Here is a 14,433-nt window from a genome sequence, read left to right on the forward strand (position 1 = left end):
ATGACGCTTTTCAAACTCACTTTGCGCAGTACGATCTTCTACCATCGAGCGCATGCCCTGGTACTGGCGGGCACCCTTCTTGCGTCCGCCATCTTTGTCGGATCCCTGCTCATTGGCGACTCGATTAAATTCAGTCTCACACAGTCGGCCCTGCTCCGCCTTGGCAATATTCAGTGGGCACTGGAAAGTCGAGGCCGCTTCTTCTCGGACGCCCTCGCGCCCCGCATACAACACGAAACCGGTGCCAGAGTCGCTCCCGCATTACTCTTCCGTGGAATCGCCCTGAGCTCAAAAGGTACCGGAACTGAGCCGCTGCAAATTAATAACATTCAATTACTGGGGGTGCAGGAGTCATTCTGGACCTTCGCCATAGGCCCAAAACCCACCCTTACGAAGGATGTGATTGCGATCAATGAAACGCTGGCTGCCGCCCTTCAAGTCCAGTGCGGAGACCAAATTTCCATCCGCTTCAGCAAACCGTCCCTGATGTCCAAAGACGCCCCGCTCTCATCCCAGGAAAAGAATGACACCCTCCGGGCAACCTTTACCGTTGAAGTCATTGTCAGCAACAGTCAAATGGGCCGTTTTAATCTTGCCGCAAATCAGCAAGTTCCCTGCACTGCTTTCGTCAGCCTGCCATGGCTTCAACAAACCGCAGGCTTGAATCATCAGGCCAATCTCTTGCTGGCAGGGAGTCCGGATAGCCACGCCACATCTGGCATGCCCCCGAATGGAAAGACTCTGAACCGGGCCATACGTAAAGTCTGGCAGCTTACAGATGCCGGCTTAACACTAAAAACCACCGCTGGCGAAGGTGTGATTCAGCTCGAATGTAACCGGGTGCTTATGGATCCGCCCATCGGCCTTGCATTGGCGAGTCTTAGTAATACGGTCGGCGCCTTGACGTATCTCGTCAACTCCATCGCCCGTACGGATGTCCCCCTCCGGGCAACCCCTTACTCTTTCGTGATTGCCCTTTCTCCTTCCGCAGATCCATCACTTGGGCTGGTGCCGCCTGAAATGAAAGATGATGAGATCATCATCAACCGCTGGCTCGCCGATCAATTGACCGTTCAACCCGGTGATTTTGTAAAGTTATCTTATTACGAACTGGATGCCGGAAACAAATTCATCGAAACAAACCGGCCGTTCAAGATTTGCCGCGTAGTTGAGATGCGTGACTTACAAGAAGAAAAAGAGCTAAGTCCTGATTTTCCGGGACTGACCGATGCCGGAAAATGTACTGACTGGGATATCGGGATGCCGCTTCAAAAGGATAAGATGGAGGACCCCGCAAACGAAACTTATTGGAACGAATTTCGTGCCACCCCGAAAGCATTGATTACCTTAAAAGCAGGCCAGGAAATGTGGGCTAACCACTTTGGCAACCTTACAGCGGCTCGCTTCCATGCCCATCGTGATGGAGGCAAGGCCATTGCAGAGACTGTTTTAAAGCACCTAAACCCTTCGGATCTGGGCCTCGCTTTTCTACCCGTCCGCCAAACCGCACTTAAGGCGGCGGACGAGTCCATGGATTTCGGGCAACTATTCCTGGGAATGAGTTTTTTCCTGATTGTCGCCAGCCTGATGCTGACAGGGCTGTTATTTGCATTTGGGATCCAGCAGCGCGCTGAGGAAACCGGGCTCATGCTGGCCGTTGGTTTTCAGCCAAGACAAATTCGTAAATTATGGATCCAGGAATGCACCCTGATTGCCGCCACAGGAACGATGGCAGGGGCTTTACTTGGGACCTATTATACCCGGGTGATGATCTGGGGCCTGAGCCACTTCTGGCAGGGAGCCGTGGCGCAGGCAGAAATCCAGTACCATGCCACTCCTGCGACCACAGCCATTGGAGCCTTAATGAGTTTCATCTTTGCCATGGGGTCACTCATCTTTGCTATTCGACGACAAACCCATAAATCAGCGGCAGAACTGCTTTCAGGGGAGGCCCCCTCAGACGACCAACAGGCCCCCAGTCGGAAATGGATCCCTTGTGTCAGCCTCGCCATTGCCTTGGGACTCGTCGGGCATGGAGCCTTGGGTGATACCCAGAACCTGGCCGCATATTTTTTCGCTTCAGGATGTATGCTCCTGTTTTCAATCCTTGGACTTGCCCGCCTCCTCCTGGTCCGGCTGGCGAAGGCCGGAGGCCGCCTCACTCCCCTGATGCTGGGTATACGCAATGCGGGACGTCAGCCCGCACGCAGCCTGACGGTCGCCAGCCTGCTGGCCTGTGGCTCCTTTTTGGTCATTGCCATAACCGCCATGCAGGAGGACATCGGACACGACGCCATACACCGTGACTCCGGAACGGGGGGCTTTGCACTATTCGGCGATTCGACATTTCCGATTCAAGCCGACCTGAACACCCCGGAAGGGCGAAAAAAGTTTAAACTCGACCAGCATCCTGATTTAAAAACCACCCAGATTGTCTCCATGAAAGTCCGGGAAGGCGATGATGCCAGTTGCCTGAATCTCAACCGCGCCCAAATCCCAACGCTGATCGGCGTTGAGCCGGGCGAATTTACAAAACGGAAAGCGTTTCAATCCCTGGATACGGAAAGCAGTTTTTGGACTCTCCTGGATATGCCCGACACCAACGGCACCATTCCCGGATTGGTGGGCGATACCAATACTGCTGAGTGGGGTTTAAAAAAGAAAACGGGGACAAACGGCGATATCCTGACTTTTCGTGATGAACGCGGAGAAACATTCCGCGTCAAACTTATCGGCACTCTGCCCATGCGCCTATCGGTCTTTCAAGGCTCCATCCTGATTTCCGCCCAGGCTTTTGCCACACACTTCCCCTCCGAAAGTGGAACCCGCCTGTTCTTGATTGACACTCCCCGTGGCCATGAATCTCAAGCCAGAAACGCGCTCTCAAGCACATTGGGGAAATGGGGGATGAATATTACCTCGACCACCGACCGACTGAAATCTTTTTACGCCGTGGAATCGGCCTATATGGCCGTGTTTCTGGTACTTGGGGGACTGGGCATGCTTTTGGGGAGTGCGGGAATAACGATTGTTATTCTACGCAATATTCAAGAACGCCGTAATGAACTAGCCTTGTTATCCGCCACAGGATATTCCTATGGGCAGATCCTCATGGTTGTGCTGGTGGAACAGGCGTTCATTCTAGGAATAGGCCTTACAGCAGGTATTGCGGCCTCATTGATGGCAATGTGGCCGGCACTCCGGGCGCCGGGGGTTCACCCTCCCTGGGGAACCCTGACACTTCTTATCTGCGGAATGCTTCTCTTCCAGATCTTATGGATCTTGCTGGCAACCCGACTAGCACTTCGCGCCCCCCTGCTAAGCGCCTTACGCAATCAATAAAGCACGGATTGCAGGGCCTTTAAAAGATCCTTGGGATGATTGGTGGACAAATGCAGCTTCACACATTTGGCAACGACCGGATTCACGCCCTCCACCTTGGCGCCATAAAGAACAACTGAAAGGCCACTCAGACTGGGCATCACGTCAATGAGTCGCGCAACGGCAGAACCGTTAAGCCGGGGAAGCACATCCTTCATCACCACGACATCCGGTGTAAGCGTCACCGCCTTATCCAAAACATCCGGTCCGTTTTCCACATTCACTACATTATAACCCGCCGCAACAAATACATCCGTCATGCCCTGCGCCAACAAGGGCTCATCCTCTGCCAAAAGCACCGTAAGCTTCTGCCCGGAGCTGCGGGCGGGCTGCTTTTGGTGAGTCGCCAATATTTTACGGATGGTGCGCAACAACTTGTTTTCATCACAAGGCTTCGTGAGAAAACCCGCCACGGCTACAGAGTCAAAAAAGTTTTCAAGCATCGAACGGGCCGTCAGCACCAGTACCGGATAGAGGGGCTTACCTTCGCCCGAGGTAATCTGCCGGAGAAAACCGAGCCCCCCCATCCCGGGCATACTGATATCCAGCACAATCAGATCCGGCCGGGTCTCCTCCAGTTTCCTGAGGGCGTCTTCACCGCTACTTGCCGTGACAACATCAAAGCGCTCACTGACAAGATAGTCCGCAAGGGAGATCAATAAATGAGGCTCATCATCAACCAATAGAATTCGCTGCGCTGTTTTAGTCATTTCGATCTGCTCCTTGTATTTCAAAAATCCAACCGTTTCCGTCCCACCACCAACTCTTCCACACACATCCACAATTCCTCTTTGCTGACGGTGGGGGTGAGTCGTGGAATTTCAAATCCGTCCAATATTTCCCTTTTCACAACCGGAGGTTCCTCATCCGTTATTGAAAAAACGGGAACACGTGCCAATGCCTCGTTGCCCTTCACCATCGATATCACTACGCCCCCGTCCATACCCCCATGCATCCATTCCAGGATAATAAGATCCGGCCGCTCTCCCTTCAACGCTGAAGCCAGCGAACCATCAGAAAGTTTGCCAGCCGTCACACAATAACCATACTCCTCCAACCACGCCGTGACCGAGCCCATCATGGCATCATCTTCATAGGCCAGTATGGCCGAAGGGGCAGGTACCACGGGGAGGAACAGGGACACTTGGGTCCCTTTACCATACCCCACAGGCGGACTGGTCACATCAATCATCCCCCCATGCCGCACAAGCAGATCCTGACAGATGGCCAAGCCTAATCCCGCGCCACTCACATACTCCCCCACTCGGAAAAAACGCTCGGTGATACGGGGAAGATACTTCGCCTCAATGCCGATGCCGCTGTCAATCACCTCAACAACGTGCTGCCCCCCTTCTTTTCCATCGGAGCAAAGTTGCACTTTGATAAAGCCGTTGGTCGTATTGTATTTTATGGCATTTTTTACGACATTAAAAATGACCCGCTCCATTTTCTGGGGATCACATGCGGCAAACCCGGTTCCCTCCGCCCTCACTTCCAGACTCAACCCCTGCTCCTCGATCTGCATTCGCAGCGCTTCGACAGTTCGGGTCAGGAAACGGCTGAAATTCACCTTTACCAGATTCAAGCGAAGTGTATTCGATTCGATACGGCTCATGTCCAGAATATCATCAACGGTTCTCTGTAACCGCTGGCAATCCTCCCGAATCATGTTCAGATAGCCCTTGCCCTGCTCTGACATCGGCCCGGCAATACCTTTGAACATATTGCCCGCCATATAGTTAATGGAAGAAAGCGGGGTTTTCAGCTCATGCGACACATTTGAAACAAACTGCGATTTCGCCCGGTCATGTTTTTGCAGTTGTTCGATGGCGAGATTCAACTCTGCTGCAATACGCGTTCTTTCGGCAATCTCAAGGCTCAGTTCTTCATTGATCCGGGTACGTTTACGCACCTCCTCCGCCAGGGAGTCATGCGCCGCTTGCAAGGCATCTTCCGCCTCCTTACGAGCACTTATATCCCTGATGAAAAAGCATAAATATGCCTTTCCGGAAAGATTGATCTTACACGTGGAGATTTCAGACGGGATCACCGTTCCGTCCTGTCGTACACATTCAGCCTGAATGAGGGTGAACCGGTCGTTCTGCAGATTCTCGCCAATGGTTGCAAGAACCTCTTCGGTCATCCCCTGCACAATATCCGTGATCATCCCCTGCTTGAACTGATCTTGCGAATAATAGAACGATTGCGTCGCCCGGACATTCGCATCCACAATTTTCCCGTTAAGCTCCGTGATGAAGGCCGAATCATAGACATTCTGAAACAGCTCACTGAGATCCGAATTCCGAACAGCAATCTCCCCGAACGTCATTCGCTGTCGGGGGCTATCCGCGACCTGAGTCCTGGGGACGCCACGCGTCTGCCGGCCGGCATGACCTGCAGACGGAATATCAATCCGCATCGTCTTCGATAATTGATTATGAGCAGCCATACCACGACGCGATCAGACTCTTTTGATTTAGCCAAACAGAACTCTCATCAACGCGTCCCCCTGCATCGCTCCAAGTTTGCCGCGCAGGCAATCCACCTCATTGAACTCCGTGACACCATCAGGGGGCACGCCAGGACTGAGCACCGAGACAGGAACTGGAGTACGGGTATGCTTTCCCAGACAGATTGGCACCGGATGATCCGGCAAGACGGCGTAATTGGCCTCCGGCCCCACAGCCGCCATCACCGGGCAAATGATTCGAGCGTCAAAATCCTCTATGGCCTTAATCTTAAGCGCCAGGTTCTGTTCATGAGACACTTCATCAATCGCCTCAAGATGCAGGTATACAAAATCATGGGTCTTGATGGCTTCCACCGCCGCCGCCGCTTTTCCCTCATAATTGGTATCAATATACCCCGTCGCGCCCGGAACCGGCACCACGTCCAACCCCAAGCAGCGCCCTAGGCCGGTGATCACATCCACCGCCGAAATCACAGCTCCCGTGATCCCGTATTTGTCCTTAAGCGATTTCAGAGCCCCCGCACGCCCACCGCTCCAAGGCCATATGCCATTGGCCATCGCCAGACCTGCAGTCAGCTGTCGCTGATTGATGGGATGATTGGTCAACACCGCCGTGGCCTCCTGCATCAGTCGTCTTAACACCTCTGCCGTGACCTCACCTTCCGCGCTCAAAGCGCGCGGCAAATGTTCAGCAATCCGCTGCCCGTGATTATCATCCGGCTTATCCGTTTTAACCTGTGCGCTGAACTCAGAGCCAGAGCAAATCAAAATGTTGCGATAGCTCAGCCCCGTATAAAATCGGATCTTACTGCTACCCAATTGCTCATTCAGGGCCTGGATGAGCAGGGCAGCGTCGGGAGAACCTATGCGCCCCCCTGAAAAGTCGCGAAGCACCCCCTCCTCCACAGTGGTCAGATTAACACGGAATGCGACATCACTGGGCACCAGGGGAATCCCCCGCCCCGCCGCCTCCAAAGCACCACGACCGCAATATTCCGTGGGCAGATCACACCCCATGACCGACATGTTGGCGACTTCACTACTGGTGGGAAACCCTTCCGGTAAGGTCAAGAGAGTGCCCGAGCGCCCCTCCCTCGCAATGCGATCCATACCCGGCGTGTGGGCGACCTGCAAAGGAGTTTTTCCACCCAACTCCGCCATCGGTTCATCAGCCATGCCGTCACCTAGAAAAATAATCGTCTTCCCTTTACTCATAATTACCGCAGCAGGCTAAGGAATTCAGAACGGGTCGATGAATCGTTGTGGAAACTACCCAGCACGGAAGAAGTCGTCATAACAGAATCCTGTTTCTCGACTCCCCTCATAATCATGCAGAGATGGCGGCATTCCATGACCACCCCGACCCCCTCCGGCTTAATATAATCCATAATATCCTCGGCAATTTGCGCGGTCAGCCGTTCCTGGATCTGCAAGCGGCGTGCATGGCAATCTACGATACGCGCCAACTTACTGACCCCCAACACCTTCTTACGGGGGATATAGCCAATGTGGCACCGCCCGAAAAAAGGCAGCATATGATGCTCACAGAGACTGTAAACCTCGATGTTTTTGAGCAACACCATATTGTTGGCCTCAACCGTGAAAACGGCACCATTAACAATATGTTTAACAGACATCCTGTACCCGGACGTCAGAAATTCATAGGATGACGCCACACGTTCCGGGGTCTTGATCAAGCCTTCCCGAGTGGGATCTTCACCAATCTCCTTCAACAACTCCTTGATCAAACTCGCCACACGTTTCTTATTCATGACAGTCCTTCATTTTCATTCCTTACCCGCGTAATCTCCACTTCACTACAGTGCGCAAACCGGAGCGCCCCCAGCTTTTGAATCAGGACGTCCACTTGCTGCACCAGGGGCGATTGCTGGGACAGTTCGGCTATCCGTTGCGCCAGCCGCTCGATGAGCTTAAAGGATTTTGATTCACTTTCCGCCAGAATGGCCTTTTTCAAAATACTGTAATCCACGGTGTGCCGCAAATCATCCGTCCGGCCAGCCCGCCGCAAGTCGACATGAAGGGTCACCGTAATCAGAAGCTCCTGAGGCAGGCGACGTTCCAGCGACGTCACCCCCACCCTGCTCCGTACACGAAGATCTCGGATTCGAATTTTATCAAGAGACATTTACATCTTCCCCGCTACGCCACCTTTGCCGAGGCCAATACCTCACGAATCACACTCAATAACCGCGAAGGCGAGTGCGGTTTTGGAAGGAAGGGAAATCCCCGATCTTGAATCGTCTGCCAGCGCGAACGCTCATCGGTATAGCCGCTGGTGATCAGCACGCCCAACTTTGGATTACGTTCCAGCGCACTCTCAATCAATTCAACACCGTTCCCATCCGGCAGCACAACATCACTGAACACCAGGTCAAAAGAAGACCCATCCTGACGAAGCGCAGCGTCCCCATCCGCGAAGGTGCCCACCGCGACCACCTGATATCCCGCCGACAAAAGGACGCGTGACGTAAGCACACGCACTTCAGGCTCATCCTCGATCAACAAAATACGTTCACCTTTTCCCGTCACACTGACAGGCGCGTCCACACTCGATATCAACTTGTCTCCTTCCCGAACCGGTAGATAAAAGGTAAAGGTTGATCCCTTCCCCACTTGGCTTTTAACAGTCATCCAGCCATCATGCTGCTTGGCAATCCCGTAGGCTACCGAAAGGCCAAGGCCACTCCCATGGCCGACACCTTTCGTGCTGAAAAACGGCTCAAAAACATGCTGCAGAATTTCACTATCCATTCCCATCCCGGTATCCGCCACTGAAACGCAAACAAAATTCCCCGGTCGCGCCCCGGGCATTGCAGCCGCCTGTGCCGCCATCAACGTCACCTCATCCGCTATGATGGCGAGGCGCCCGCCCGACGGCATGGCATCTCTCGCATTAACAACCAGGTTCAAAATTAGCTGCTCCAACTGACTGGCGTCGGCATAGACTGAAGGGAGTTGCGCAGGACACTGAATGCTCAGACTGACATCTTCGCCCAACAGATGCTTGATCAGGGCGTGCACATTTTCAATCACACTATTCATCCCCAAAATAGCGGGCAACGCCATCTGCCTCCGGCTGAACACCAGCAATTGACGTGTTAACATGGCGGCCCGTTGGGCGGCCTGATAGACATTCTCAACCCCCTCGGTAACGAATTCAGGATTAGAGCTATTACGCATGATCACTTCGGCATACCCGATAATCACCTGCAGAATATTATTAAAGTCATGAGCCACCCCACCAGCCAACTGGCCAATTGCCTCCATTTTCTGCGACAGAATCACCTGTTCCTGAAGGCGCTTATGCTCACTGATATCCACCACGCTCTCGATTAACTGCTGGCGCCCATTAATTGCCACCTGCCGCACAGTCTTGAGAACCGGAATCTGCGTACCGTCCGCCCTGAGCAAATGGTGTTCCGAATGATCAATCAATTGTCCAAAATCCGTAATGGGGCACTGCCCCTTGACCGCTGGGCAGACAAAATTATGGCACAGACTACCCACAATCTGATGGGCCGGCAACCCCACCATCCGGGCCAGTTCGCTATTGACCTCCAGGATGATGTGACTTTCCGGATCAACAATCATGACTCCGGTTTGGACAGACTCCAGAATGACCCGCAACCGGGCCTCACTTACCCGGAGTGCTTCGTCGGCACGGTCGCGGTCGCGCTGGACTCGCCGGTACTCACGCCGATTCACCGCATCCTTCAGGGCGCGCTGGACTACCGGCACCAGGCGCGCCAGCCGATCCTTTAAAACATAATCCTGCGCGCCAGCCTTCAACGTCTCAACCGCGCATTCCTCACCAATGGCCCCTGACACAATAATAAAGGGGACATCCTGCTTCCAGGTTTTGAATTCCGCCAAGGCATCAAGCCCGCTAAACCGGGGCATTTTATAGTCGACCAGGATAAGATCCCATTCCCAGTGCAGCAACGCACGCATGGACTCCAAAGTGTCCACCCGTTCATAAACCAGGGCATATCCCGCGCGACGTAATTCCCGCACAATCATCTCGGCATCTTCCGCCGAATCCTCGACGATAAGCAACCTCAACAAGGAAGCAGGATCTTGGTCACACTTTTTAATGTTATCCGGCATAAGCTTCCCTTCAAAAATCTGCCGCTTATTCACAGCGAAACAAACTGCGCGTTTACATTGCGACTATACAACTTATGAACAAAGAGTAAAGCAAAAGGCAAAATGATATTCATTCTATTTCGCCACTTCACGGAGGAATGCATTACCGGTATAGGGCCGTTTGCGGGCGATCAGTCAGGGTATTATAATGCCGCATGGCCAAACGCCACCAAGGCGAAAGACTCGACTCAGGCATCCGCCACACGTGATCATGCAAATCGGCCACAGCCTGCACATTCATTAACACCGCCATCTGCTCACGGCGATTCAAGGCCGCCGGCCCTTTAGCCAGCAGACGGACTTGAAGTTCATGAAGATCACGCGTGACATACTGCCCCACCTTGGGCTTATGACGCAGCAGGGAACTGTGCGCGGCATTCAAATAGGGGTCGAGCACCACCTGCATAATTCCATAATGCGGGGCCAGCCAGTCTGGCGGATCCATCCTGTGTCGGATGGCTCTTAAATTTTTATCCAGATGGCGCACCACTGCCGATGGTTTTGTTTCGATCGGAATCGTAAATAACTTCATCTGGCGTAACCGTTTCCCCAATCCGGGTGCACTCAACATCGCGGAAATCGGAATCGAACCCATCAGGCCAAAGGTCACCGGACTTAGCCACCAGAAGAAAATCGGATTGATTAAAAAGGCTATCAAAGCCCACGTCACCCCGATCACTGTATGTCCCATATGCGCCGTGATAATAGCCTCCCAGTCAATGCCGGCTGAGGCATCCCGGGACTGAGGATTCCAAGGAACATCGCGCCCGCTGAGAATCTCAACCACAAACCGGGAATTGAACATCATCTGAACGGGTGCCATCAGCGCCGAAAGCGTGTGTTCCGTCAGGAACCCCAGCACAATCCGCCAACCGCCCCCGAACTTCTCGCGACTCTCCTTGTTCTTAAAGACCAACAAGACGGCCAGCATTTTCGGAACTGTCAGCATCCCCAGCGTCACAAAGAACAGCAATAAGGCCAAGCGCCCGCCACCAATATCCAAAAACGATGAGAAGCCGACATCGGAATCAAAAGTGATAATGGTCCCCCCTGCCCAAAACACCCACGCCGAGAAAGAGCCCAAAATAAGAAAAATCAACCACAACGGAGAGGCCACATACGAGAGGATGCCGAGGAATAAATGCAGGCGGTTGATGGGATGCAACCCCTTGGCGGTGATCAACCATGCGTGCTGCAAGTTACCTCGACACCACCTCCGGTCGCGGCTGGCATGATCCAATGGCGTCGGCGGCAGATTTTCAAAACTGCCCCCAACCTCATAATCCATCCAGACTTCATAGTTGGCCCGCCGCATCAGGGCGGCCTCTACGTAATCGTGACTCATAAAGCGGGTATTAGCACCCGCCGTCAACATGGGAAGGGCGCAATGCTCCATAAAAGGCGCCACCCGGATAATGGCGTTATGCCCCCAGAAATTGCCGCAGCCCGCCTGCCAGTAATTCAAACCCGCCTGAAAAATCGGACCATAAAGCGTCCCGGCAAACTGCATGAGCCGCGCAAAAAAGGTTCGCCCCTGAATGGGCGCGGGCACCGTCTGAATAATGCCAGCCTGCGGATTCACCTCCATCAATTGAACCAGCCGGGCCAGGGTATTGGCTTCCATCAGGCTATCGGCATCCAGCACCACCATATACCGGTACTTCCGCCCCCAGCGCCGCAAAAAGTCACTGATATTTCCACTTTTTCGATTCAATCCAAGCCGCCGCTTGCGATAGAAAATGCGACCAAAACCCTTCACCTGCTTACATAGATCTATCCAGGCGACTTCTTCCTCAATCCACTTGTTGGGATTATTGGAATCGCTCAAAATAAAGATGTCAAAGCGGCTGATATACCCGGACCGGACCAGATCCAGATAAATGGTTCGCAACCCCTCATAGACCCGACTGACATCTTCGTTGTAGATGGGGATCGCAATCGCAGTCGCTGGCATTTCATCAGGCCGGGGCATGGCATCAGGAATGGTTCGCGAAATACTAAAGGGATCTTTTTTTCCCAGCAGAATGAAAAACCCATAAACGGCCTGCACGAATCCCAGCGTCACCATTCCAAACAGCGGCACAAAGAAAAACAGCACCGCCATCTCGATGCCGCTCAAGCCGCCCCGCCAGAGAATATCAGCCAGCACCCAGGTCGCAATACCCGTCAACACCACCACGGTGGTAAAGAAAAACGCCTGACGCAAACCGGAACGACGTAACCCAGGGATTGGCATGGAAGTGGATTCACTCATTAGTTTTATCAATTAACTCCGGGTATACCAGAAAAGCACCACCAAAAAAATGGCAAATACAGTCCACAGAAACAAGGTCCGCAACATGGGAAGCCGATCAAAGGTATCCATCGCCGAACCCGCCCATCCTTGAATCAACCCACGATCCATCGCTCGCGGCACCATACTGCTGACCTCCAACTCAGGCCCGGTCTTCACTAATCGGGCGTGCAGGGTGTCGGCAAAACCCGGGGGTTCCTGCTGCGGGTTCAAAAAGGCATTGGGCCATCGCATCGGAGCATCACACAGATAAAGGGACAAAAACCCCTCAGCCATCGAATAGGGCCTTTCATTTTCACGAGGAGGAAGCAACCCGGTCATCCAGCGATTAATCAAATCACGCGCCTCATCAATCGCCAATGTGGCCAACGGAATATCGAGATTGCTTGATCGCCGATTTAACGCCCGTTGCAATATGAGTGCCGTCAGACGGGCCCGATGCAACCGGCTGGCCACGCGACAGGCACGCAGATAGTTCTCAACTTTTCCGAATGCTTCATCCCATGCCAGCGCATCATCGGGATTCCACGCCGGTAAGGTTATGGCATCCAGAGATAAGTCCATGTTTCGGTGCAAGGGGCTCCATCCTTTCGAATCACTGCACGGAGTTCCACCGGCGCAGATGCCTTTTCAGGCGTAACATCAAACGCCACACGCCACGTCCGGTCATAGGGGTTAAACTCATCCGAGACCCCCGAGAGCTGCCCCCCTCCTGCATTCACTACGACTTCGGGCTTTACCGACGCGCCATCCCGGGCCAATGACGGCCACACAAAATCTAGGACAAACTTGCGCGCATTGGACTGGTTTAAGGTGAGACCGGAGCGCATTGACACAAGGCGACCCAGCGCGGGGATATTCTGATTCTCCTCATACCAGGTCAAATCATAGGCGAATTCGGCCGATTCCCCCGGCTTTAACGCCTTGGCGGGCTGCCAATATGCAACAATGTTATCATGGAACTCCGACCAGGTTCCGATTTCCACCAGGCGTACAGCACCTTCACCCCATGCGCCCACCGGCTTGACCCAGGCGGACGGACGGCGATGGTACATCGTCTCCAAATCCTCGTAGCAGGCAAAATTCCGTTCCCGCTGAATGAGCCCGAACCCTTTTGGATTAGTGTCTGTAAACGCACTCAACCGCAGTGGCCCCGTATTCTCAAGCGTCCGCCATAACCACTCGTTTTTTCCCGTCAGGATCGACAGTCCATCCGAATCATGCACTTCCGGACGGAACTCATCAAACCGCCGGGCATTGTTTTTGCCAAACCAGTACATACTCGTCAGGGGAGCAATCCCATAGTTAACCAGATTGGTGCGGGCAAACAGGGCGACACGCATGTGAATGATCGTCTCAACTCCGGGTTCAATCAGGAATGATACGGCACCGGCCACGCTGGGACCATCTAGCAGACCAAAGAGCTGAATGGAACGCCCTTCCTTATCAGGGCGGACAACCCAGAAATCCTGGAAACGCGGAAACTCTTCCGGCCGGTCCGAGGCGCAGTTAATCACCACCGTCCGCGCCGAGAGCCCGTAGATCAACCCCTTGGGCAAGGCCCGAAAATACGTGGCTCCTTGAAAAACAATCAACTCATCCAGATATTCAGTTGTATTGAGTGGATAATGAATGCGGAACCCCGAATACTTGATACCCCTCAGATCAAACCAACTCAGGTCGTTCTTCCCATAATCAAACAGGTCGCGATCAAACGGGAAATCCTTAACGTTTTCCCCGTCCACCAGATGCATGTCAATCTGATCTTTCTGTCCTCCACCAGGATGGAAGAACTGAAGCTGGAAAGGAAGATGTTCCCGCCGCCATACAGATTCTTTTACATTAAAGCGGATGTCACGCGTCTGGTCATAGGAAAGCGTCTCAAGGGTTTTGGAGAGCGGCACGCGCGTATCTTTATAGGGTGCCAAAGCGAGATCTCTTGCCATCTCTTTGATGCGCTCGAACGTCGGTGCCGGACCTCGCGTCGCAGCCCCCCCATCCGTTAACTGAAAAATCCAAAGAATGGCCCCGACAGCAAGGAACTTGGTGATTCGTTGATTCATAAGTGATTGCAATTAATGAACAGCTTATTAACCTTCCTCATAACGACCTCAATACCTAT

At 53.3% G+C, this 14,433-nt stretch carries 10 protein-coding genes; 1 reads left to right on the plus strand and 9 read right to left on the minus strand.

Translation table 11 applies throughout. The annotated features are described in order from the left end of the window. Nucleotides 1-3,342, plus strand: a complete 3,342-nt coding sequence (locus WCI03_03390; GenBank protein MEI8138892.1) for an ABC transporter permease — start codon at nucleotides 1-3, stop codon at nucleotides 3,340-3,342. Here WCI03_03390 and WCI03_03395 read toward each other — a convergent pair. The 9 genes from WCI03_03395 to WCI03_03435 form a co-directional block, all read right to left on the minus strand. After that, nucleotides 3,336-4,091 carry a response regulator gene (locus WCI03_03395; protein ID MEI8138893.1) on the minus strand — a complete coding sequence of 252 codons (756 nt, stop codon included), beginning with the start codon at nucleotides 4,089-4,091 and terminating at the stop codon, nucleotides 3,336-3,338. The two genes, WCI03_03390 and WCI03_03395, sit on opposite strands and share 7 nt — an antisense overlap. A 20-nt stretch (nucleotides 4,092-4,111) precedes the next feature. Then, nucleotides 4,112-5,830: an ATP-binding protein gene (locus WCI03_03400; GenBank protein ID MEI8138894.1), complete on the minus strand. Its 1,719-nt coding sequence runs from the start codon at nucleotides 5,828-5,830 to the stop codon at nucleotides 4,112-4,114. Nucleotides 5,831-5,857: 27 nt separating this feature from the next. Continuing rightward, nucleotides 5,858-7,066, minus strand: coding sequence for a cofactor-independent phosphoglycerate mutase (locus WCI03_03405; protein MEI8138895.1), 1,209 nt, complete (start codon nucleotides 7,064-7,066; stop codon nucleotides 5,858-5,860). Nucleotides 7,067-7,068: 2 nt separating this feature from the next. Next, entirely contained in the window at nucleotides 7,069-7,623 is a 555-nt protein-coding gene (gene folE, locus WCI03_03410; protein ID MEI8138896.1) for a GTP cyclohydrolase I FolE, read from the minus strand. Further along, the gene (gene folB / locus WCI03_03415) at nucleotides 7,620-7,997 is read right to left on the minus strand and encodes a dihydroneopterin aldolase (GenBank protein MEI8138897.1); all 378 of its coding nucleotides are present in this window, start codon (nucleotides 7,995-7,997) and stop codon (nucleotides 7,620-7,622) included. Before folB ends, folE begins: the two co-directional genes overlap by 4 nt. A gap of 14 nt (nucleotides 7,998-8,011) precedes the next feature. After that, entirely contained in the window at nucleotides 8,012-9,979 is a 1,968-nt protein-coding gene (locus WCI03_03420) for a response regulator (protein MEI8138898.1), read from the minus strand. A gap of 142 nt (nucleotides 9,980-10,121) precedes the next feature. Further along, nucleotides 10,122-12,254, minus strand: a complete 2,133-nt coding sequence (gene mdoH, locus WCI03_03425; protein ID MEI8138899.1) for a glucans biosynthesis glucosyltransferase MdoH — start codon at nucleotides 12,252-12,254, stop codon at nucleotides 10,122-10,124. Between the two features lie 30 nt (nucleotides 12,255-12,284). Further along, nucleotides 12,285-12,875 (minus strand): hypothetical protein, encoded by a 591-nt coding sequence (locus tag WCI03_03430; GenBank protein ID MEI8138900.1) that lies wholly within the window; start codon nucleotides 12,873-12,875, stop codon nucleotides 12,285-12,287. After that, nucleotides 12,851-14,374: a glucan biosynthesis protein gene (locus WCI03_03435; GenBank protein ID MEI8138901.1), complete on the minus strand. Its 1,524-nt coding sequence runs from the start codon at nucleotides 14,372-14,374 to the stop codon at nucleotides 12,851-12,853. Before WCI03_03435 ends, WCI03_03430 begins: the two co-directional genes overlap by 25 nt. Nucleotides 14,375-14,433: the final 59 nt, after the last annotated feature.

This window comes from bacterium, assembly GCA_037143175.1.
Classification (GTDB): Bacteria; Verrucomicrobiota; Kiritimatiellia; order CAIKKV01; family CAITUY01; genus JAABPW01.

Coding starts and splice junctions, on each gene's coding strand:
- WCI03_03390 (MEI8138892.1), top strand. CDS start 1: ATGACGCTTTTCAAACTCACTTTGCGCAGTACGATCTTCTACCATCGA.
- WCI03_03395 (MEI8138893.1), bottom strand. CDS start 4,091: ATGACTAAAACAGCGCAGCGAATTCTATTGGTTGATGATGAGCCTCAT.
- WCI03_03400 (MEI8138894.1), bottom strand. CDS start 5,830: ATGGCTGCTCATAATCAATTATCGAAGACGATGCGGATTGATATTCCG.
- WCI03_03405 (MEI8138895.1), bottom strand. CDS start 7,066: ATGAGTAAAGGGAAGACGATTATTTTTCTAGGTGACGGCATGGCTGAT.
- folE (MEI8138896.1), bottom strand. CDS start 7,623: ATGAATAAGAAACGTGTGGCGAGTTTGATCAAGGAGTTGTTGAAGGAG.
- folB (MEI8138897.1), bottom strand. CDS start 7,997: ATGTCTCTTGATAAAATTCGAATCCGAGATCTTCGTGTACGGAGCAGG.
- WCI03_03420 (MEI8138898.1), bottom strand. CDS start 9,979: ATGCCGGATAACATTAAAAAGTGTGACCAAGATCCTGCTTCCTTGTTG.
- mdoH (MEI8138899.1), bottom strand. CDS start 12,254: ATGCCAATCCCTGGGTTACGTCGTTCCGGTTTGCGTCAGGCGTTTTTC.
- WCI03_03430 (MEI8138900.1), bottom strand. CDS start 12,875: ATGGACTTATCTCTGGATGCCATAACCTTACCGGCGTGGAATCCCGAT.
- WCI03_03435 (MEI8138901.1), bottom strand. CDS start 14,374: ATGAATCAACGAATCACCAAGTTCCTTGCTGTCGGGGCCATTCTTTGG.